Origin of the sequence: Microbacterium sp. ANT_H45B (assembly GCF_008369345.1) — a bacterium.
Taxonomy (GTDB): Bacteria; Actinomycetota; Actinomycetes; order Actinomycetales; family Microbacteriaceae; genus Microbacterium.
On the sequence record NZ_VOBK01000001.1, the window covers coordinates 807,514 to 827,836 of the forward strand.

Annotated in this window: 18 protein-coding genes and 1 tRNA gene; 11 read left to right on the plus strand and 8 right to left on the minus strand. The window is 66.9% G+C overall.

The window, feature by feature from the left end; translation table 11 throughout:
• The first annotated feature begins 106 nt into the window (after positions 1 to 106).
• Positions 107 to 526: a dehydrogenase gene (locus tag FQ142_RS03880; RefSeq protein WP_149422290.1), complete on the plus strand. Its 420-nt coding sequence runs from the start codon at positions 107 to 109 to the stop codon at positions 524 to 526.
• Between the two features lie 415 nt (positions 527 to 941).
• Here FQ142_RS03880 and radA read toward each other — a convergent pair whose 3' ends face one another.
• Positions 942 to 2,309, minus strand: a complete 1,368-nt coding sequence (gene radA / locus FQ142_RS03885) for a DNA repair protein RadA (RefSeq protein ID WP_149422291.1) — start codon at positions 2,307 to 2,309, stop codon at positions 942 to 944.
• Positions 2,310 to 2,409: 100 nt separating this feature from the next.
• Here radA and FQ142_RS03890 point away from each other — a divergent pair, with 100 nt between their 5' ends.
• The 5 genes from FQ142_RS03890 (at position 2,410) to cydC (ending at position 9,071) form a co-directional block, all read left to right on the plus strand.
• Positions 2,410 to 3,054 carry a helix-turn-helix transcriptional regulator gene (locus FQ142_RS03890; protein ID WP_149422292.1) on the plus strand — a complete coding sequence of 215 codons (645 nt, stop codon included), beginning with the start codon at positions 2,410 to 2,412 and terminating at the stop codon, positions 3,052 to 3,054.
• Positions 3,055 to 3,145: 91 nt separating this feature from the next.
• The gene (locus FQ142_RS03895) at positions 3,146 to 4,561 is read left to right on the plus strand and encodes a cytochrome ubiquinol oxidase subunit I (RefSeq protein WP_056415537.1); all 1,416 of its coding nucleotides are present in this window, start codon (positions 3,146 to 3,148) and stop codon (positions 4,559 to 4,561) included.
• A gap of 16 nt (positions 4,562 to 4,577) precedes the next feature.
• Positions 4,578 to 5,600 (plus strand): cytochrome d ubiquinol oxidase subunit II, encoded by a 1,023-nt coding sequence (gene cydB, locus FQ142_RS03900; RefSeq protein WP_149422293.1) that lies wholly within the window; start codon positions 4,578 to 4,580, stop codon positions 5,598 to 5,600.
• 118 nt (positions 5,601 to 5,718) lie between these two features.
• On the plus strand, positions 5,719 to 7,386 hold the full coding sequence (gene cydD / locus FQ142_RS03905; protein WP_149422294.1) for a thiol reductant ABC exporter subunit CydD: 1,668 nt from the start codon (positions 5,719 to 5,721) through the stop codon (positions 7,384 to 7,386).
• Entirely contained in the window at positions 7,383 to 9,071 is a 1,689-nt protein-coding gene (cydC, locus tag FQ142_RS03910) for a thiol reductant ABC exporter subunit CydC (RefSeq protein ID WP_149422295.1), read from the plus strand. The genes cydD and cydC overlap by 4 nt, the downstream gene beginning before the upstream one ends.
• Positions 9,072 to 9,198: 127 nt before the next feature.
• Here the strand turns inward: cydC and FQ142_RS03915 are convergent, their stop codons facing one another.
• On the minus strand, positions 9,199 to 9,975 hold the full coding sequence (locus tag FQ142_RS03915) for a hypothetical protein (RefSeq protein ID WP_149422296.1): 777 nt from the start codon (positions 9,973 to 9,975) through the stop codon (positions 9,199 to 9,201).
• Between the two features lie 126 nt (positions 9,976 to 10,101).
• Here FQ142_RS03915 and FQ142_RS03920 point away from each other — a divergent pair.
• Positions 10,102 to 10,192 (plus strand) — tRNA-Ser (locus FQ142_RS03920).
• A gap of 600 nt (positions 10,193 to 10,792) precedes the next feature.
• Positions 10,793 to 11,062, plus strand: coding sequence for a hypothetical protein (locus tag FQ142_RS03925; RefSeq protein ID WP_149422297.1), 270 nt, complete (start codon positions 10,793 to 10,795; stop codon positions 11,060 to 11,062).
• 87 nt (positions 11,063 to 11,149) lie between these two features.
• Here FQ142_RS03925 and FQ142_RS03930 read toward each other — a convergent pair whose 3' ends face one another.
• The 6 genes from FQ142_RS03930 to FQ142_RS03955 form a co-directional block, all read right to left on the minus strand.
• Complete coding sequence (locus FQ142_RS03930; protein ID WP_149422298.1) at positions 11,150 to 11,686, minus strand: hypothetical protein; 537 nt, start codon at positions 11,684 to 11,686, stop codon at positions 11,150 to 11,152.
• A 91-nt stretch (positions 11,687 to 11,777) separates the two neighbouring features.
• A complete protein-coding gene (locus tag FQ142_RS03935) occupies positions 11,778 to 12,689 on the minus strand; it encodes an AAA family ATPase (protein ID WP_149422299.1) in 912 nt (303 codons plus the stop codon).
• Positions 12,689 to 14,074 (minus strand): Mu transposase C-terminal domain-containing protein, encoded by a 1,386-nt coding sequence (locus FQ142_RS03940; RefSeq protein ID WP_149422300.1) that lies wholly within the window; start codon positions 14,072 to 14,074, stop codon positions 12,689 to 12,691. The genes FQ142_RS03935 and FQ142_RS03940 overlap by 1 nt, the downstream gene beginning before the upstream one ends.
• Before the next feature lie 7 nt (positions 14,075 to 14,081).
• Positions 14,082 to 14,678: a recombinase family protein gene (locus tag FQ142_RS03945; RefSeq protein ID WP_149422301.1), complete on the minus strand. Its 597-nt coding sequence runs from the start codon at positions 14,676 to 14,678 to the stop codon at positions 14,082 to 14,084.
• A 234-nt stretch (positions 14,679 to 14,912) separates the two neighbouring features.
• Positions 14,913 to 15,329 carry a PaaI family thioesterase gene (locus FQ142_RS03950; protein ID WP_149422302.1) on the minus strand — a complete coding sequence of 139 codons (417 nt, stop codon included), beginning with the start codon at positions 15,327 to 15,329 and terminating at the stop codon, positions 14,913 to 14,915.
• Between the two features lie 56 nt (positions 15,330 to 15,385).
• The gene (locus FQ142_RS03955) at positions 15,386 to 16,606 is read right to left on the minus strand and encodes an acetyl-CoA C-acyltransferase (RefSeq protein WP_149422303.1); all 1,221 of its coding nucleotides are present in this window, start codon (positions 16,604 to 16,606) and stop codon (positions 15,386 to 15,388) included.
• Positions 16,607 to 16,704: 98 nt separating this feature from the next.
• On the opposite strand from FQ142_RS03955, the gene FQ142_RS03960 reads away from it, so the two are divergent.
• The 3 genes from FQ142_RS03960 to FQ142_RS03970 are packed head-to-tail and all read left to right on the plus strand — an operon-like array spanning position 16,705 to position 20,317.
• On the plus strand, positions 16,705 to 17,727 hold the full coding sequence (locus FQ142_RS03960) for a fumarylacetoacetate hydrolase family protein (RefSeq protein WP_149422304.1): 1,023 nt from the start codon (positions 16,705 to 16,707) through the stop codon (positions 17,725 to 17,727).
• A complete protein-coding gene (locus tag FQ142_RS03965; RefSeq protein WP_149422305.1) occupies positions 17,724 to 18,338 on the plus strand; it encodes a cupin domain-containing protein in 615 nt (204 codons plus the stop codon). Before FQ142_RS03960 ends, FQ142_RS03965 begins: the two co-directional genes overlap by 4 nt.
• Positions 18,335 to 20,317, plus strand: coding sequence for an acetoacetate--CoA ligase (locus FQ142_RS03970; protein WP_149422306.1), 1,983 nt, complete (start codon positions 18,335 to 18,337; stop codon positions 20,315 to 20,317). Before FQ142_RS03965 ends, FQ142_RS03970 begins: the two co-directional genes overlap by 4 nt.
• The last annotated feature ends 6 nt before the right edge of the window (positions 20,318 to 20,323 follow it).

Genomic DNA, 20,323 nt, shown 5'->3' on the forward strand with positions numbered 1-20,323 from the left:
GCCCTTCGCGGTGCGAGCGTGATGCCGCCGCGATGTCGGCGCCGTACCGCCGCGAGGTCGGCGCCGTGCCGCCGCGATGTCCGCGCCGGCTGAATATGCTGGATGCATGGCAGCGAAGAAGGCGAAGTCCGCGAAGTCGGCGAAGAAGAAGCCCGCACCCGAGGATTTCCGGTCGGAGGCGCTCGCGCAGGCACTGGAGAAGCAGGACGTCGCCGCTGTCGCCCTGGCACTGCGTCACGGGGTCACGGTCGTACCCCTGGTGAAGCCGGGGGCGCGAGACAATCCGCTCGACAGCGGCGAGGTGTGGACGTATAGGGATCCGAACTCCGGCGATCTGGCGCTGCTCCTGTTCAGCGACGCCCGGAACAAGCCCGACAATCTGCCGCCAGGCGTGGGCATCTACACGGCGGACTGGCTGCGAGCGTTCCTCGGCACGCACCCGATCACGACCGTGTTCCTCGACATCGCGGGGCCGCATCCGATGCAGGCCTCGCCCGACGAGATCCTCAAAGCTCTCGAGGCCTGATCCCGGGCGCACTGCTGCGGGCCCTGTAGCGCGTGTGTGCCCGCCCGCGTCTGTCGCAGGTGCGCGCGGTCGGCGCCTCGCCCGTCAGGTGCGTTGGCGCTTTCGCGCGTGCGGTCCGTGCGGGGTCAGTTCCGCACCGGGAGTCTGTGCGGGGTCACTTTCGCACCTGCCGTCAGGTGCGGGGTCAGTTCGGCACCGGATGCGGGAGTTTCGGGTGCGAAAGTGGCCCCGGCTGGCGGGGCGATGCAGAAGTGGCCCCGGCTGATTCGCGGGGCGTGGAGTGGGGCAGGGCAGGGCACGCTGGGCGGGGTCAGTTCCGCACGTGGGGTCTGTGCGGGGTCAGTTCTGCACGTGGGGTCTGTGCCCCGCAGGCCGGGCGCGGAAGGACGCGTCAGAAGGGCGGGTCGCCGGCGGGTCAGAAGGGCGGGATGTCTGCCTCGCTGCGCCGGTTGGTGTTGCGAGCCCTGACGTCATTGAGCGCGGCGCGCAGCGTCTTCGACCGATCGTCGACGACCTGCTCGTAGCCGAGTCGCGCGGCCTCGGAGCGACGCTGAGCCGATTGGGTCACGGGGCGGATCTCGCCCGCGAGGCTGAGTTCGCCGACTGCGGCGACCGTGCGCGGCACGGAGATCTGCTGGATCGACCCGGCGACGGCGATGGCGATGGCGAGATCTGCGGCCGGCTCCGTGAATCGCACGCCGCCGACCGTCGACACGTACACATCGAGCGTGCTGGTCTTGATCCCCGCGCGCCGCTCGAGGATCGCCAGCACCATCGCCACCCGTGAGGAGTCGAGACCGTGCACGACGCGTCGCGGATTCGGAGCGGTGGTGGTGATCGTGAGCGCCTGCACCTCGACGGGGAGCGCACGGCGCCCTTCGAGGGAGATCGCCACGCACGTGCCCGGCTCGGTCGCGCCCTGCGAGAGGAACAGGCCGGACGGATCGGGGACCTCGGCGATGCCGTCGCCCGTCATCTCGAAGCATCCGACCTCGTCGGTCGGGCCGAACCGGTTCTTCAGCGCGCGGATGAACCGCAGCGACGTCTGCCTGTCGCCCTCGAAGTGACACACGACGTCGACGAGATGCTCGAGCACCCGGGGGCCGGCCACCTGGCCGTCTTTCGTGACGTGGCCGACGATGATGATCGGCAGACCGCGGTCTTTCGCCACGCGGATCAGCGCCGACGCCACCTCGCGCACCTGGCTCGGCTGGCCCGCGGCTCCGTCGATGAGTGAGGACGACACCGTCTGCACCGAGTCGACGATCACGAGCTGCGGCTGCACCTCGTCGATGTGCCCGAGGATCGTCGCGAGGTCGGTCTCACTGGCGAGGTACAGCTCGTCGTGCAGCGCCCCGGTGCGCTCGGCGCGCAGCCGCACCTGGGCGGGGGATTCCTCGGCGCTCGCGTAGAGCACACGCCGGCCCGAGGCTGCGGCCTTGGCTGCGACCTCGAGAAGCAGAGTCGACTTGCCCACGCCGGGCTCGCCGCTGAGCAGGATCGCGGCGCCGGGCACGATGCCGCCGCCGAGCACGCGGTCGAACTCGCCCACCCCGCTCGTGCGACGGGGAGCGTCTTCGGTCGTGATCTGCGTGATCGGTCGGGCAGCCTTCGCCGCCGTCGGGGCGAGGGGAGTGATCCGGCTCAGGATGCCGGTCTGCGCGCCCTGCTCCTGCACGGTGCCCCACTGCTGGCACTCGGCGCAGCGGCCGACCCACTTCGCCGTCGTCCATCCGCACTCGGTGCAGACGTAGGCGGGAGGGGCGGGTTTTCGGGTGGCCATGCTGTCAGGCTATCGCCGGCATCTGACATCCCTATCAGCCGAGGCATTATTCACGGCCGAACCCGTCGACGTCGCGCAGCGGCCACGGGATACTGGAGTCATGGCCAATGGCGGGCCCGTCTGCGGGCCGATCTCGACGTTCTCCCGAGTGCAGATCCTGCATCTCGTGCAGACGCGAGCGGAGCGCACGATCGACGAGCTGTGCCGGGCCACGGGCCTGCATCCGAACACGGTGCGCGAGCACCTGCAGCGCCTCATCGAAGGCGGCTACGTGATCCAGACGAGCGAGCACCGCACCACCCGCGGCCGCCCGCGCACCCTGTACAGCGCCGCCACCGGGACTGCCGACGCGTCGAGCCCCATCGCGAGGAACAAGGCCAAGGCCGCCGCCGAGCGCGGCGACCTGCTGCGCCGGGTGCTGCCGGCATCCGCCTCGGCTCTGGGGCGCGACGCGACCTATCAGCTGGACGCCCTGATCGAACATCTGGAAGAGAGCGGCTTCGAGCCCGTCGTCGATGACGAGCAGCTCACCGTCGATCTCAGCCCCTGCCCGCACGCCGCGGGCCGCGCCGAAGACCGTCCGATGCTGTGCACCGTGCACCTCGGCCTCATGCAGGGGGTGCTCACCCAAGCCGGTGGGCCACTCGCCGCCGAGGCCGTGCGCACCTCCGCCCTCCCGGCGGACTGCGCTGTACCTGCGGAGTGCGTCGTGCAGCTGACGCTGACGGAGATGACCGCCGCCTAGGCGCGCATCTGCCTTATTCACGGCCGGCAGCCCCACGGGGGCGGCAGGCCCGTCATTAGCGTGGCACCAGGGCACGAAGAAGGAGTGGCTCATGGAATGGCTCGACCCGCTGGTCCTGTCCCGATGGCAGTTCGGACTCACCACCGTCTACCACTACCTGTTCGTGCCGCTCACGATCGGCATGGCGCTCGTCGCCGCGATCTTCCAGACCGCGTGGGTGCGCACCGGCAAGGTGCAGTACCTGCACCTCACGCGGTTCTTCGGCAAGATCTTCCTGATCAACTTCGCCATGGGCGTGGTCACGGGCATCGTGCAGGAGTTCCAGTTCGGCATGAACTGGTCGGACTACTCCCGCTTCGTCGGTGATGTGTTCGGCGCTCCGCTCGCCTTCGAGGGACTGCTGGCCTTCTTCTTCGAGGCGACGTTCATCGGGCTGTGGATCTTCGGGTGGGACAAACTTCCGCAGAAGCTGCACCTCGCCACCATCTGGTGCGTCTCGATCGGCAGCATCCTGTCGGCGTACTTCATCATCGCCGCCAACGCGTTCATGCAGAACCCGGTCGGCTACGAGTACAACCCCGTGACCAACCGCGCCGAGCTGGTCGACTTCTGGGCGCTGCTGACGAACCCCGTCGCCCTCGCGGCCTTCCCGCACACGATCTTCGGTGCGCTGATGTTCGCAGCCGGTGTCGTGATCTCCGTCTCGGCCTGGCACCTGGCACGGGGGCAGCACTTCGACACGATGCGCATCTCGCTGAAGTTCGGACTCTGGGCGATGATCTTCTCGACCGCGGGCGTCGTGCTCACCGGCGACCAGCTGGGTCTCGCGATGTACGCCGCGCAGCCCATGAAGATGGCCGCGGCGGAGGCGACGTTCAACACGGTGTGCGGACCGGATGCCTCCTTCAGCCTCTTCACGCTCGGTACGCCCGACGGCAGCTCCGAGCTGTTCTCCATCCGCGTGCCGTACCTGCTGTCGCTCCTGTCCACCCACACGTTCGACGCCTGCGTGCACGGCATCAACGATCTGAACGCCGAGTACGCCAGCACCTTCGCCGACACCGGTCTGACCGAGTTCGCCCCGATCCTCTGGGTCACCTACTGGGCCTTCCGCTGGATGATCGGCCTGGGCATGGCCGCAGCGCTCGTCGCCGTCGTCGGACTCTGGGTCACTCGCAAGGGCGCCAAGAAGCCGCCGGCTCCGTGGATGTGGAAGCTCGCGATCTGGTCGTTCCCGCTCGCGCTCGTCGCCAACATCATGGGCTGGGTCTTCACCGAGATGGGCAGACAGCCCTGGATCGTGTTCGGCCTCATGACCACCCAGGACGGCGTCTCGCCCGGTGTCAGCGGCGTCGAGGTGCTCATCTCGCTGATCGCCTTCACCGCGATCTACGCGGCGCTCGCCGTGGTCGAGATCCGTCTCATCATCCGCGCGGCCCAGAAGGGCCCCGACACCGAAGAGCAGCCTCACGAGGAGACGGCCCAGCTGCCGTCGGTCGTGTACTGAGAGAGAGGGAACAGTCATGGAATACATGTGGTTCTGGATCGTCGCCTTCCTCTTCGTCGGCTACTTCGTGCTCGACGGGTTCGACTTCGGCGTGGGCATGTCGCTGCCGTTCCTCGGCAAGAACGACGTCTCGCGGCGCCAGGTCATCAACACGATCGGCCCGATCTGGGATCTCAACGAGACCTGGGTCATCGTGGCCGGCGCGTGCCTGTTCGCCTCGTTCCCCGAGTGGTACGCGACGCTGTTCAGCGGGTTCTACCTGCCGCTGCTGCTGATCCTGCTCGCGCTGATCCTGCGCGGGGTGTCGTTCGAGTACCGGCACCAGCGCGAGAGCGCGCAGTGGAAGGCCGGCTTCGATCGGATGATCGTGATCGGCTCGGCCGTGCCCGCGCTGCTCTGGGGCGTCGCCTTCGGCAACATCGTGCAGGGCGTGGCGATCGATGCGAACCACATCTACGTGGGCGGGTTCTTCGCGCTGCTGAACCCGTATGCGCTGCTGGTCGGAGTCACGACCCTGCTGCTGTTCTTCCTGCACGGCGTGCTGTTCGTCGCGCTCAAGACCGACGGACAGGTGCACGCGGATGCTCGACGCCTGGTGAAGCTCGCGGCGGGCCCGACGGTGCTGGCGGCGGCAGGCACGGTGCTGTGGACGATCGGCATCGCCGGGGAGCGTGACGCACCGCTCATGCTGATGGTGATCGGATGCGGGCTCGTCGCCGCGCTCGCGCTGATCGGCTCGGTCGTGTTCTCGCTGCGCGGCCGCGACGGACGCGCCTTCACCGCGGGTGCGGTGACCGTGGCATCCGCTGTCGTGATGCTGTTCGCGGCGCTGTTCCCCTACGTGATGCCGTCGACGATCGATCCCGCCTTCAGCCTCACGATCGAGAACGCGTCGAGCACGCCGTATACGCTGACCATCATGAGCTGGACCGCCCTGATCGCCCTGCCGCTCGTGCTGGCGTACCAGACGTGGACCTACTGGATCTTCCGCAAGCGGGTCACCCGCAGCTCGATCGAGGGGGCTCCGGCGCACGCGTGAATCGGTTGTATGAGGCCGCGTTCACCCGGTCGTTGAGCGAGGCCGCGCGCAGCGCGCCCGAGACTCGGTCGTTGAGCGAGGCCGTGCGAAGCGCGCCCGAGACGAAACGCGCTGTCCGATGAAGCCGGTCGACATCCGCCTGCTCCGGTATGCGAGCGCCGCACGGGGTTTCCTGCTGCTGTCCGGGGTGATCGGCGTCGCCCAGACCGCGGTCACGATCGCGTTCGCGTGGATGCTGACCGATGCCGTCATCGGCGCGCTCGCCGGACGCGACGTGATGGCGTCGCTGCTCTGGCTGCTCGCGCTCGCCGCCCTGCGCGGGGCGCTCATCGCCGCGTCGGATGCCGCCGGCACGCGCGCGGCGGCGAAGACCGGGATGCAGCTGCGCGCCGCGCTCATCGCCGCCGTCGGACGCCTCGGACCCGGATGGCTCGCACAGCGCAACCAGGCCGGTCTCGCCGTCACCGCGGGACACGGGCTCGAGGCGCTCGACGCGTACTTCGCCCGGTACATCCCGCAGCTGGTGCTCACGGTCATCGCGACGCCGGTGCTGCTCGCGGTGATGTGGTGGCAGGACTGGCCGAGCGGTCTGACCGCGCTCATCACCCTGCCGCTGATCCCGCTCTTCCTGATTCTGATCGGCATCGCCACCCGCACCGTGCAGCGCACGCAGTGGCAGACGCTGCAGCGCCTCGCCGCCCGCTTCGCCGACACGGTGCAGGGGCTGTCGACGCTGCGGCTGTTCGGCCGCGAGCGCCGTGCCGCCGCCCAGATCGAGGCCACGGCCGACGAGTACCGTCGCGAGACGATGAAGGTGCTGCGGTTCTCGTTTCTGTCGGGGTTCGCGATGGAGCTGCTCGCCTCGCTGGCCGTGGCGTTGATCGCGGTGGCCGTCGGGTTCCGCCTGCTGTCGGGCGATCTGTCGCTCGAGGTCGGTCTGTTCGTGCTGCTGCTCGCGCCCGAGACGTTCCTGCCGATCCGCCAGGTGGGCGTGCAGTTCCACGCAGCTGCGGAGGGCGTCGCGGCCACCGAGGACGTGTTCGAGGTGCTCGACGCGGCAGGGGCTCAGGCGGGCGGCGTTCACGATTCAGCACGAGATGTCGGGGAACCGCGTGCCGGTGGCCGTGAGTCCGGCCCCGGAGATCTTCATGCTGAATCGCGAACGGCGGCCCGCGGAGACCTGGTCGTCTCAGACCTCCGGGTGCGCGACCTTGCGCCCGTCTCGTTCACCGCGACCCCCGGAACCGTCACCCTGATCGAGGGACCGAGCGGTGCGGGCAAGTCGAGTCTGCTCGCCGCTCTGCGCGGTGCGACCGAGTTCGAGGGGGCCGCCACGGTCGACGGCGTCGACGTGCGCAGCCTCGCCCCCGCGGACTGGCTGGCCTGGAGCGGACAGCGGCCCCAGCTCAGCCGCGGCACGATCGCGGAGAACGTGGCGCTGGGTGACGCCGCCCCGGATGCCGAGGGCATCCGCCGCGCGCTCGACGACGCCTGCGCGAACGAGCTCGACCCGGCATTCGAGCTGGGCGTGCAGGGCAGCGGCCTCTCGGGTGGGCAGGCGCAGCGCGTCGCCGTCGCACGCGCCCTGTATCGACGGGGGCGTCACCCGCACTCCCTGCTGGCTCTCGACGAGCCCTCCAGTGCGCTGGATCCCGAGACCGAGGCGCGGCTGTGGGCGTCGCTGCGCGCCCGGGCGGATGCCGGAGCCACGGTCATCCTCGTCTCGCACCGCCGCTCGGCGAGGGACATCGCCGATCGCATCGTCACCCTGGGGGTGGGCGTATGACCGCTCGACAGGCTCACGGCCCGGGCGTGGAGGGCCGCGTGCGCGGCATCCTGCGTCTGGCGCAGCCGCGGGCCCGCCGGTTCCTGCCCGGTCTGATCTGGGGGTTCCTCTCGGCCGGTGCCGCGGTCAGCCTGCTCGCGGTGAGCGGCTGGCTGATCGTCAGTGCCTCGATCGTGGACTCTCTCGTCCCGCTGTCGATCGCGGTCGTCGGTGTGCGCTTCTTCGCCGTCTCGCGGGCGGTGACCCGCTACCTCGAACGGTTGAGCGGACACGATGCGGCGCTGCGCCAGCTCGCGTCGACCCGTGCCGACATGGTGCGACGCCTCACGCCGCTGTCGCCGGCAGGTCTCGGGCGCACCGATCACGGACGCGTGCAGTCCGCGCTCGTCGACGACGTCGAGAACCTGCAGAACCTCCCGCTGCGGGTGGTGCAGCCGCTCGCGGTCGCGGGCCTCGTCGCGTCGGGGGCGGTCGTGTTCCTCCTGTTCGTGTCGGTGCCCGCGGCATTGACGCTTCTCGCCTGCCTGGTGATCGCGGCGGCCGCGGCCGTCGGGCTCGGCTGGCTCTTCGGTTCCCGGGCCGAGGCGGCGGTCTCGCGTCGTCGTGGCGATCTGTCGGCCGCACTGACCGACTACTTCGGCGCGCTCGACGTGCTGCTGGCCTACGGGGCCGAGGCCCAGGCGCGGGAACGGGTCGCGCAGGCGGATGCCGAGCTCCGCCGCGCCGTCGGCACGGCCTCGCTCGCACAGGCGATCGCTGCCGGGGTCGTCTCGGCCGTCGCGGGTGCGGCGTCGGTCTGGGCCCTCGCCGTCGCCGCTCCCGGGCTCGTGACCGGGGCGATCGACGGGCCGTGGCTCGCGGTCGCCGTGCTCGTCCCGATGGTCGTGTTCGAGGTGTTCGGTGCGGTGCCGATCGCTGCCGCGTCGTGGCGCAGTGTGCGCTCCAGCGCGGAGCGGATCGTCGACGTGCTGCCGTCCGAGGCGCCGGCCGAGCTGCGATCCGACGACGGCGAGGACGTCGAGATCTCTGGAGTCCCGGCCCTGCGGCTGCGGGACGTGCGCGCCTGGTGGCCCGGAGGCTCGTCGGCGCTGCGGGGCGTCGATCTCGATCTGCAGCCGGGGGAGCGGGTGCTGGTCGCCGGAGCGAGCGGGGCGGGCAAGAGTTCTCTGGCGGCGGCGCTGGTCGGCTTTCTGCGGGTCGACGGCGAGTATTCCGTCGGAGGCATGGGCGCCTGGAGGATGTCGGGTCCGGCCCTGCGAAGAACGATCGGCCTGTGCGAGCAGACGCCGCAGCTGTTCGACGAGGACATCCGCCAGAACCTGCTCTTCGCCCGCGACACAGCGACGGACGAGGAGCTGTTGGCTGTGCTGGACCGCGTGGGCCTCGGCGCCTGGGTGCGCGAGCGCGGCGGCCTGGACGCTCGGGTCGGCGACCGCGGCGGTCTGGTGTCGGGTGGTCAGGCGCAGCGGATCGCGCTCGCGAGGGCGCTGCTGCGCGGATTCCCGGTGCTCGTTCTCGACGAGCCGACGGCGGGTGTCGATCCCGATGCCTCCGATGCGCTGCTGAACGATCTGCTGCAGGCGGCGGGGGAGCAGTCGGTGCTGCTCATCTCGCATGTCGAGCCGCCGCGCGGGACGGTCGATCGTGTCGTGCGACTCGAGGACGGTCGCACCATTTCGGTGTAGGGGCGCGTTTCGTCTCGCTGCGCTCGCTCAACGAACGGGGTGCAGATCTGGTCGTCGAGGGAGGGCGCGTTTCGTCTCGCTGCGCTCGCTCAACGAACGGGGCGCAGACGAAGAGCGGTGGTGCCCGTCAGACGCTGAGGTCGGCGCGGGGCTCCATGACGATGCCCTGGGCTTCGAAGACGCGGCGGCGCTCCTCGATGCGCCGGTGCAGTTCGACCTGTGCGTCATCGACGAGGCGCGGGTCGAGGTCGACGGTCGGGGGATGCGGGTCGCCATGGTTCGCGGCGATGTAGGCGTCGAGTTCGGGACCCGATGTCCACGAGGTGATCAGCGCGAACCGCGGCGCCGTGCCCCGGTGCCACACGGCATGCCAGAAACGCTGGGTGTCGACGATGATCCGCGACCCCTGGCGCAGCGGCAGACGGATCTCGGTCGCCGGATCGAAGCGGTCAGAGCGCAGCAGCAGCAGCGAGTCGGTGTCGTCGGAGAGGTTGTAGTACCCCCGCACGACCCAGCCGGTGCCCTCTTCGTTCAGCCGGTTGTTGTCGTCCTGATGCAGGTTGTAGACGGCATCTGCATACTCGTTGGGCTGCAGCTCGATGACCCGGCAGCGACCCACTCCCGCGCCGGGCTCGAGTGCTCGGCGCTGCAGGGTGGGAGCGATCGCGACCTGCGACTCGACCCAGACGCCGTCTTTGTCGCTGCGGGGCGGGGTCTGGTTCCAGAAGCCGTTGCACTCGATCTCGCCCGCGTAGCTCGCCAGAGGGGCGAAGCGCGTCACGCCCGACGAGCGCCAGCCGATGTAGGTGAGGTCGAGCCACTCGGCGGGGTCGGACGCCTGGTCGTGGTCGTCGAGCACCACGTACCCGGTCTCGGCCAGCGCCTCCGATGTGATGAAACCCATGGTTCGCCTCCTTCGCGTCACTTAGGCCATCCTAACCGGGCGGTCGTCGACGGTCCCCAGGTCGCGCCGGAGATAACCGGTCGCTCCGATTCGCGCCGTGGCGCGGCTTGTCGTAAGCTAGTCCGCGGTGACGTGTCCGAGCGGCCGAAGGTGCAACTCTCGAAAAGTTGTGTAGGGTAACCCCCTACCGTGGGTTCAAATCCCACCGTCACCGCCATGGAAACCCCCGAGAAATCGGGGGTTTTTCCGTATCCGGGGTCGGGCGTGGTGCACTTCTGGTGCATATTTTGGCGATGAGCGGTCCGGACGCGATGGGTTGCCTTCGGCACATGCTTGCCATCCGGGTTCAGATCCCACCGTCACCTCCAGGGCCAAGGCTCCGACTCCCTTGGAAACGCTGAGAAGCAGGGCCTTCGTTATCTCCGCATCAGCGGCAGTCGGTAACGCAAGCGTTGGGCATCGGGCAGTGTTTGGGGAGCGTCGATCCATTCGTAAGCGCTAGTCCCCGCGTCGCGAAGAGCCGGCGCCCGTCTCCGTAACATGCGCGAGGTACGGAACGGGCTTGGCGCCAGCCCCAACCGAAGGGTCGAAGACGTGCGGCGCGTCCAACTGACTCATCGCCGCCTCGAGTAGTAGCCCTCGGTGGAGGCGAACCTGTTTTCATGACTAGCATCTGAACCGGGCAGCAAGGTAGCCACGAGATCCAGCAACGCGTATTGCCCATCACGGTCCCCGATAGTCGTAATTATGTCAGAACATCTGACAGGCTCGCCTCCTGATGATTGCGCCCGCCGCTAAGCTGTGGGACTGTTCCCGCATGAGCCCAACACAGTCATCGCATGAGATTCCCGAGCCAACGGCGGAGGATCTAGAACGGATCGGACGACTCCTGCGCCAGGTCGGCGGCCGGGACGTCGTTTGGGGGGCTCAACAGAAGCTCGATGTCTGGACAATCGAGCAGCGGGCGAAACTTGACCAGCACATGAACGAGCGTCTACGACTCGCTTCATGGGTTCTTGTTGCCGCGACGATCGGCCTGGTCGTGTGCACCGCCGGCTTGATATGGGCGACGCTCGCTGCTGCGTGAGGCGACCGATGTCTGCCCCGGGACGCGAGAAAGGCCGGCCCACAGGGCCGGCCTTTTCATCTTCACCGCCCTCAAGGGCGGGCTGCGTCAATCTTCCAGCTCGGGGCTCAGGATCAGTTCGTCAATCGACACCCTCGGATCGAGTAGGTGTGCTGCGCGCACGTCGCGGTCGAGGATGTGAGCCATTTCTTGTTCGTGGGCGGCGATTTGGGCGGGGTCATTCTTCAAAGAGGCCGCTGTGAGCTGATCAGAGAACCCTCCGCTTTCCCGGGTCGCCCGCCGGACGACACCGGCGAGCAGTGAGCGGGCAACTCCCGTCCGCCCGATCGCGTTCGCGTAGTGGAATGCGGCATCGAGATGCCCCTCGAAGCTGTCCCAGACTTCCTCGTGGCGACCAGAGAAATCGGCGTTCTGAAACGCTGCGAGGACGGCGTAGAGCACTAGCTCATCTGTAGATGAGTCAGGTTCCACTGCCTGGGGTCCGATGTTCGAAATCATGAAGTACGGCCCCATGCCTTTGTGGTCCAAGAGACCGCGCGACGACGCCGTGTCACTGTCTAGCCCTTCGAGCCATTGACGAGCGAACCTGTCGACATCGATGTCTTCAAGATGGTATTTAGTCACGAGCGGTTCTCCCTGCCTCTTCGGTCTTGTCAAGCGAGTGCGGGCGGTGGCCGCACTCGCCATAGAGGGCCGACGGATCGGCGCCGGCTCTCTAGTCGCTCAGCGCTTCCTCTGAGAGAGGGCGCTGGCAGCGATGCTCTTGGTGCGAGCAGAGGAGCGTCCGTCTGAAAGCGCCTTCGACGCCTTCGCCGCTACGCTCTTGCTCGAGGATGCTGGCAGCGGCCTCAATGACGTCGTCGGTGATCGTGTCGAGCTGGTTGATCTTGAGTACCCGGTTGATCTGGGGGAAGAGCCGCTCGAGAAGGCGGAAGTTGCCGCGGGTGATGCGTTCGATGGCGGCTATGGCTTGGGCGTCGGTGAAGTCGTCGGGGTCGAGTGTCTTGCCGAGTCGTTTCCAGTGGCGATCGAGAACGAAGAGGAGTTCGTCGCGTCCGAGGGCGCGGTAGTGGTGGGAGAATCCGAGTCGACTGTAGAGCTGGGGGTAGTGGCGGAATCGTTCGTCGATGCCCGGCATGCCGATCAGGATTATCGCCCGGTGGGTGCGATCGTGCTGATCGCGGAGCAGCTCGAGGGCGGTTGGGGTGAGTCGTTCGGCCTCGTCAATGATGAGGAGTTCTACGAGGCGGGTGACGTCGTTCTGCCGGACCCTTTCCGACTCAGGCATCAGAGACCGGAGGTGCTCGTCGGCGCAGATGCCGACTTTCACCTGCCAGTGATCGATGTCGCGCATAAGTTCTTTAGGGCGGCAGAGGACTTCTGGTGTGTAGAAGACGGTGCGGGATCGGTTCGCGAGGGCGTAATGCTTCGCATCGTGGTCCCCACGCGGGCCCCACTCGTTGATGTAGGGCTCGAGCGCTTCCCAGTTGGCGTAGCGGCGGGGGGAGTTCGTCTTCCCGACGCCGGCAGCGCCGTGGCAGATCCCGATGGTCTTCTCCTTCCGCACGGCGTTGGCAAACTCCGTGAAGCGTCGGTGTTCCTTGGTGACGATGAATGCTTGGTTCATCACTCGTCCTCTTCGTAGGTGCGCAGCTTCGGCCGCCGCTTCGTTAGTTCGGGGGTGCGAGGTTCCTCACGGGTGACAACAGTCGGGATGCGATCGTCGATGGCTCGCCGCAGCTGCTTACGGCGAGCCCGGCGCGCAGTCTCGATGTCGCGGAGGCTGAGACGCAGGTTGGGGTGGGCTTCGTCGATGGCGGTGCAGATGAAGGCGTCTCGGTCGTAGACGCGGATCTCGGAAATGCCTCTGGGGTCGTACCGGATCGTGATGGTGCGCCCCACAAACGGAGCGAGCGTTGGGGCTAGGTAGCGCTGGCCTTGGAAGTGGATGCCGTCGCGTTGCACTACTCGGTTCTTTGGAACGGTAAGGAGTAGTCCGTCGAGTTCTTGAAGGCTGTCGGGCATCCGTGGCAGCCAACCGTCGGCAACCCAGGCGTCACGCGGTGAGATCCCCAACTCGCGATGGGTCCGGTCGTTATAGGTGCCGATGAATCTGCCGATCGCACGGTCGAGTCCGGCAAGGTCGAGGACCGGAGTTGGCGCTCGGCTGCCTGGTCCGAGGTGGCCGGGGAGGGCGGTCAGAAGTTCGGCGTTGATGGTGCCGAAGAACCTTTCGATCTTGCCGCGCCCCTGTGGCCGGCCGACGGTCGAGTGGATGATCCTGATATGTAGGGCGATCGCGGTTCGTTCGAGGTGGTGGCTGATGAAGTCGGAGCCGTGGTCGACGTGCAGAATGTCGGGGATGCCGCACATCGCCCACGCCGGGTCGGTCTTCCGCCAGATTGCCTGCCGGAGGGCGAGGGCTGTGTTAATAGCTGATGGGGCGCCGGTGAAGACCATGTATCCGCAGATTGCGCGGGAGTAGTCGTCCATCACGGTCGTCAACCACGGCCGGTCAGGCTTCCCGTCCGCGCCGGTGATGAGGATGTCGAGTTCAGTGTGATCGGACTGCCATGTCTGGTTGGGATGTTCCGCGCGGCGGCGAAAGACGAGCTCGTGCTTGTCTCGGTACGACACTGGCCCTTCCAACGCCAAGGTGACCAAGGCCGGATCGAGAGCTTGGACGATTTGCCGCACGGTCGCATAGCTCGGCGCCGGCAGCTCACGCGCCTGAGCATCGGTGACGGCGAGACGATGCAGCGTGGCGAGACTTGGGCGCGGCCGAGTGAGCGCCAGTCGTTCGATGAAAGCGACCGTCTCGGTCGAAGTTCGGCGGACACCTTTGTCTATGCGCGCATGAGGGACGAGCGCTGCAATGCCGCCTGCGCGGTAGAGCTGGGTCCAACGCTGCAGAGTCCGAGCGGAGATCCCCGTTTCACGGGCGAGGGCGGCGAGAGGGATCTGATCTTCGACATGCAGCCGAAGAACACGCCACCGCTCGGCCGCGTCCACGAGTCACCTACACAGTGGTGCTCTCGCGGGCCGCGAAGGCCTGCTGATGCCGGTACAAAGTGGCACGACTCCACCCGACGAGCTTTGCCGCATCCTCCGCCGTGCGGCCCTTCGCCCGCGTTTCGGTGACAAGCTTCAGTTTGTCGGCAACGACCACAGGATCGGACAAGGGCCGACCAAACTTGGTGCCGCTATTTCGGGCGGCTGTGATCCCTGCGTTCACCCTTTCTGTGATCAGCTCGCGTTCGTACTCGGCCAAGGTGGCAAGCATGTTCAGCATCAACCGGCCCGACGTCGTCGACGGGTCGATGCCATCCGAGATGCTCTTCACCTGGATGTCCTGGTCTCGGAGCAGCTTCACCGTGTTGAGCACATCGATGAGGGACCGGCCGAGGCGATCGACCCGCCACACCACGACGGTGTCCCCGGGCTGAGCGTGCTCGAGCATCTTCTTTATCCCGGGGCGCGAGATCGCGGTACGGCTGCCCGACGTGACATCAGCGAAAATATCACGCTCCTGCACACCTGATTTCACCAAAGCGTCGACCTGCAACTTCGCGTCCTGGCTTCTTGTGCTGACCCGCGTATACCCGAGATATCTCACCCGGCAATTCTGCCTCACAAACTGCTAGAAGTGTCGCGCAAAAGACATCTCACGGTAAGACATCTTTCCAAGACAGATCGCGCCCCGGAATTCCGCCACCTCTTCCGGCGGCTCAAGAGAGGCTTTGCGCGTCTCGAAAAGCTTTTGTTTATTGAGACACCGGGGCGCGGATATCCATGCATTGCGGACTAACCAATGAGCGTTCCACCTCGGAGCCGATTCGCTGTCCGCGATTCAGTGACCGGTAGGAGACGAATGCTGTCGTGCTGTCCGGGCGGTGCCCCGATAGACCGCCACTGTCGTGCCGCTGGCTGTGACGGTGACGTCGACGACGGCTCTGCGTCGGTCGGAATACGTGACCTGAGCTGAGGCGATCAATTTCTCGCCGATCGGACTCGGTGCCAGATAGACGATCGAAGCATCCGCTGTGGGAGCGCCGTGCAGCACGGAATTGGCGGCCATCGCGAACGCCGTGTCGGCGAGAGCGAAGACGACCCCGCCGTGCGCGACGCGGTGCCCGTTGCCCATGTTCGGACTGACGATGAGCTCAGCGGTAGCAAATCCTCCTTCCGCGTGAGTCACCGCGATTCCCAACCATCCGAGCGACTGATCCGCATCTAGGAGGCCCTGTACGAACGGGTCTATAGCCATGGTGTGCTCCGCTTTCAGTCATCCCGGTCCGAAGACCGGACGTAAGGCATCCGCTTCTACTGCAGTCGCTCGATCGCAAGCGCCATGCCCTGGCCCCCGCCGACACAGAGGGTGGCCAGACCGAGGTGGCCGTCGCGATCGTGAAGGCCATAGGTGAGTGTGCCGAGAAGGCGCACCCCCGTGGCCCCGAACGGGTGTCCGAGAGCGATTGCACCGCCGTGCACGTTGACCCGCTCGGGGTCGGCTTCCAACTGCCTCACCACCGGCACCACCTGCGCGGCGAAGGCCTCGTTGAGTTCGATCAGGTCGAAATCGCGCAGAGTCATGCCGAGTCGCTTCAGAAGTTTTCGGGTGGCTTCCACCGGCCCGAGACCCATGATCTCGGGTGAGAGCCCACTCGCCGACGAACCCAGAATGCGCGCCAGGGGAGTGATGCCGTGCGCTCTTGCGTAGCTGGCGCTCGTGATGATGGCTGCTGATGCGCCGTCGTTCAGCGGGCTTGAATTGCCTGCGGTCACGCTGCCGTGTTCACGGAACGCTGCCGGGAGGCCGGACAGTATCTCGAGAGAGGTCGACGGGCGGGGGCCATCGTCCGTGGACACGATCACACCATCTCGTCGCTTCACGGGAGTGATCTCGCGATCGTAGAAGCCATTATCGCGCGCCCGGATGGCGCGTTGATGGGATGCCAGTGCCCATTCGTCCTGGTCGCGTCGGCTGGTGCCGGTGATCTGGGCGACGAACTCGGCGGTCTTGCCGGTAGTGATGTAGACATCGGGAACCAGGCCATGTTCGCGTGGATCCGTCCATGTCTCGCCCTTATTGAAGAGATGATCAGCGCGTGCTTCTGCTGTCTCCGAGCCTGGGTAGGGAGAGGCGGTGAGCGGGGGAGTGGATGAGGTCGACTCGACTCCGCCGACGAGGACGGTGTCGGCGTCGCCGGCTCTGATCGCCTGGGCCGCCATTGCTGCCGCTTGGAGCGAGGATGCGCAGAAGCGGTTCACGGTCGCGGCGGGAAGGCGATCAAGACCCGCGAGCACAGCGACGCGACGCGCGATGTTGTCACCCTGCGCCCTCTCTGGAACGGCCGTGCCGAGGTAGAAGTCATCGAGGTCCGCGGAGCTCAGTTGAGGGACACTCGCCAGCGTCGCCCTGATCGCAACGAGTGCGAGATCCTCTGGCCTCTCGGTGGCTAGGGATCCTTTTCGGGCGCGGCCGAACGGCGTCCGGTGGTAGGCGACGATGACGGCGTCGTCGGGTGCTGGGTGTTGAACCACGACTCTGTGACCTTTCCCTATTCGATACTGATCGTACCGTATAGTATTTCCCCGGGACACCCCAGCGTGGCGGTGTCATCCATCGAAGGAGGTACCCCGTGACGAAGCTGGGCAGAATAGCAGTGTCGACCCCAGACGGCGAGCAGATCAGGCTGGTCGCCGTCGAACCCGAGAACTCCCGTGTCATCGACCTGGCTCAAGCGCATCGGCTCATGCAGCTTCGCCGGAGCGCAACCGAGGAGAGCGCCGCCCGGATCGCGGGTGCTCTGTTCCCCGGTAGTCTGTCGTCGGCGATCGGCGCGGGTCCGGTGTTCCGAGAGCAGATCGATGCAGCCCTTGCGGCGGCCGATGATGCATCCCTGGCGATCGATGAGGTCGTGTGGCGCGCCGCCGTCGATGCGCCGGTGATCCGTGATGGCCTCACATTCGAGGGACACATCACGAACTTCTTCCGAGATGTCGTGGGCGCTCCGCCGAACCCCGGTATCTATGTCAGGCCCGGGTACTTCAAGGGGTCGACAGGCGTCTCGTTCGGCAACAATGAGGTCATCCCGTACCCCGGGTACACGGAGCAGCTCGACTACGAGCTCGAGCTCGGCTACGTCATCGGCAAGCCGGGCCGCAACCTGAATCCGGACAATGCTCTCGAGCACGTCTTCGGCTTGACCATCTTCAACGACTTCAGTGCCCGCGACGCGCAGGGATTCGAACTCGGTGTCGGCATGGGGCCGCAAAAGTGCAAGGACTTCGCCTACGGAATCGGGCCGTGGGTGACCACCCTGGATGAGATCGGGTCGATTGAGGGACTCACCGGCCAGGTCCGGGTGAACGGCGAGGTGCAGTCGAACACGCGGGTCGAGAACTTCGTCTACAGCCCCGCCGAGCTGGTGGCGTTCGTGTCGATCATGGATCGGCTCCAGCCGGGGGACGTGATCGGCTCCGGCACGATGGGGTTCGGATCCGGAATCGAACTCGGCCGCTTCCTCCAGCCCGGTGACGTGGTCGAGCTCGAGGTCGAGGGCATCGGGACCTTGCGATCGCCGATCGCGCCGGAGCCGGAGAAGGTCCCCTGGTGGCCGACCCCCAAGCACAACCCTCACGCTGAGGAGACGGCCGCATGACCGGCGGACCGCAGATCCGCCGGGTCGTCACCGGGCACGACGATGACGGACGCGCGATCATCCTGCTCGACGACATCGCACCGCACACCTTCCGCTCCGACTCGATCCCCGGGCTCGGCGCCACCGTTCCCTGGTGGACCGGACCCGAAGCGATCGATCTCGTTTCCGACGCCGACGCTGCTCCGGCACCGGGCGTCGTGCCGTCGTTCGCCTCTCCAGGAGGGACGATCCTCCGTATCGCCGATTTCCCCCCGGACTCGTCGTATCCGCCCGACGCCGGTGCGACGATCTTCGCCGAGATCGACGACCACGGCGGTCACGAAGGCGGTGAGCGGGTGCAATCCGCCCGCCACTTCTGGTTCCATCGAAGTGAATCGCTCGACTACGCGGTAGTCCTGGAAGGCGAGATCACCCTGCTGGTCGACGAGGGTGAAGCCACACTGGGCCCCGGAGACGTCGTAGTCCAGAGGGCGACGAACCATTCCTGGTCGAACCGTACCGACGCGAACGTGCGCATGCTGTTCGTGCTGATCGGCACCCCGCCGATCTCCCCAGACCGGATCGCCCAAGCCCGCCGGGAGTCTGCTGTCGGCGTCGAGACCCTCGCGTGATCATCGACCAGGACGCCGCAGATGGTTCGGTCATCTGGCGTCCCGATGAGAATACGGTCGCCGAGTCGAATGTGCTCCGGCTCGCCTCGTCCTTACGCGACGCGGGCGTGGTGGTGGACGACTCCTACGAGACCCTGTGGCAATGGTCTGTGGATCATCCGGAGCGGTTCTGGGATCACTTCGCCGACTTCGCGGGGGTGGATCTGTCGGGCTCCGACGGCCCGGTCAGGACGACCGATCCGATGCCCTTCACCCGATGGTTCCCCGGCCGCACGCTCAACTTCGCCAGGCACCTCCTCGAAGGCCGAGAGGGCGTGGCGATCGTCGCGATCGGAGAAGACGGCGATCGCGAGGAGTGGTGCTGGGACGATGTGCGCCGCGAGGTCGCAGCACTGGCCGCCCAGCTGCGGCGACTCGGCGTCGAACCCGGAGACCGGGTCGCAGCGATCCTGCCGAACGTGCCTGAAGCACTGATTGGCCTGCTCGCCACCGCGGCGATCGGCGCCGTCTGGTCGGTGTGCGCTCCTGAGTTCGGCTCGGGAGCGATCATTTCGAGATTCACGCAGCTGGCTCCGAAGATCATCCTCGCCGCCCCTGGCTACCGTCTCGGCGGCACGGACCGCGACCGACGCAGCGAGATCACCGAGGTGATGCGCCGGTTGCCCGATGTCGAAACGGTCATCTGGGTGACGCGACACAGCGCCATGAGCTCGGTGGACGTCGAGCAACACGCGATCAGCTGGGAGGAAGCGACCGCCACTCCGGCCGACCTCGAGTACGCGCCCGTCGAGTTCAGTCATCCCCTCTGGGTGCTCTTCTCGTCGGGCACCACCGGTATCCCCAAGGGCATCGTGCATGGCCACGGTGGCGCGCTTCTCGAGAACGCCAAGCTCCTCCTTGTTCACGCCGACCTCCGCGAGGGGGACAGATACCTGCTCATCGCGTCGACGAGCTGGGTGGTCTGGAACGCCCTGATCTGTGCTCTCGCGGTGGGGGCGACCGCCGTGCTGCTCGATGGCAATCCGACGTACCCCAGCATCGACAGGGTCTGGCAGGTCGCCGCCGACGAAGGCGCGGCAGTGTTGGGTGTCAGTGCGGGATTCGTCCATGCCTGTGCCAAGGCGGGGCTGACGCCCGGGCGGGACCATGACCTCGGCCGGCTGCGCGCCGTTCAAGTGACAGGGTCGCCGCTCTCCACGGACGGGTACCGCTGGGTCTATCGTGCGGTGGGCGACGTCTGGTTGTGCTCGATGAGTGGAGGTACCGATATCGCGTCGGTCTTCGTCGGTGGGGTGCCCACGGTCCCCGTGCACGTCGGGAGGATCCAGGTGCCCGCACTGGCCGTGAGCGTGGAGTCCTGGGGCGACGACGGGCACCCTGCCCTGGGCAAGGGAGAGCTGGTGATCACGGCGCCGATGCCGTCGATGCCGCTGCGCCTGTGGGGTGACGACAGTGGTGAGCGCTATCACGCCAGCTACTTCGACACATTCCCCGGTGTCTGGCGGCATGGCGATTTCATCGAGTTCACCGACACCGGGATCATCATCCACGGCCGCTCGGACTCGACTCTCAACCGCAACGGCTTGCGCCTCGGTTCCGCCGACATCTACACGGCCGTCGAATCGCTCGGTGCCGTCGTCGAGGCGTTGGTGATTGGCGCGGAGATGGGGGACGACTACTACATGCCGCTTTTCGTGCAGCTAGCGGACGGCGCCGACCTCGAGGACGCGCGGAGAGGGATTGAGGGCGCCATTCGAACCAACCTCTCCGCACGGTATCTTCCCGACGAGCTCGTCTTCATGCGGGCCATCCCGCATACCCGAACGGGGAAGAAGCTCGAGGTCCCCGTGAAGCGATTGCTGCAGGGCGCCGACGTGGCGGACGTCGTCGACCTCGGCGCGGTCGATGACGCCGACCTCCTCCAGGAATATGCGGACTTCGCTCGCGCGCGGAAGGACCGAGTGGAGAAGTCCCAATAGAGTCGG

Coding starts and splice junctions, on each gene's coding strand:
- FQ142_RS03880 (WP_149422290.1), top strand. CDS start 107: ATGGCAGCGAAGAAGGCGAAGTCCGCGAAGTCGGCGAAGAAGAAGCCC.
- radA (WP_149422291.1), bottom strand. CDS start 2,309: ATGGCCACCCGAAAACCCGCCCCTCCCGCCTACGTCTGCACCGAGTGC.
- FQ142_RS03890 (WP_149422292.1), top strand. CDS start 2,410: ATGGCCAATGGCGGGCCCGTCTGCGGGCCGATCTCGACGTTCTCCCGA.
- FQ142_RS03895 (WP_056415537.1), top strand. CDS start 3,146: ATGGAATGGCTCGACCCGCTGGTCCTGTCCCGATGGCAGTTCGGACTC.
- cydB (WP_149422293.1), top strand. CDS start 4,578: ATGGAATACATGTGGTTCTGGATCGTCGCCTTCCTCTTCGTCGGCTAC.
- cydD (WP_149422294.1), top strand. CDS start 5,719: ATGAAGCCGGTCGACATCCGCCTGCTCCGGTATGCGAGCGCCGCACGG.
- cydC (WP_149422295.1), top strand. CDS start 7,383: ATGACCGCTCGACAGGCTCACGGCCCGGGCGTGGAGGGCCGCGTGCGC.
- FQ142_RS03915 (WP_149422296.1), bottom strand. CDS start 9,975: ATGGGTTTCATCACATCGGAGGCGCTGGCCGAGACCGGGTACGTGGTG.
- FQ142_RS03925 (WP_149422297.1), top strand. CDS start 10,793: ATGAGCCCAACACAGTCATCGCATGAGATTCCCGAGCCAACGGCGGAG.
- FQ142_RS03935 (WP_149422299.1), bottom strand. CDS start 12,689: ATGAACCAAGCATTCATCGTCACCAAGGAACACCGACGCTTCACGGAG.
- FQ142_RS03950 (WP_149422302.1), bottom strand. CDS start 15,329: ATGGCTATAGACCCGTTCGTACAGGGCCTCCTAGATGCGGATCAGTCG.
- FQ142_RS03965 (WP_149422305.1), top strand. CDS start 17,724: ATGACCGGCGGACCGCAGATCCGCCGGGTCGTCACCGGGCACGACGAT.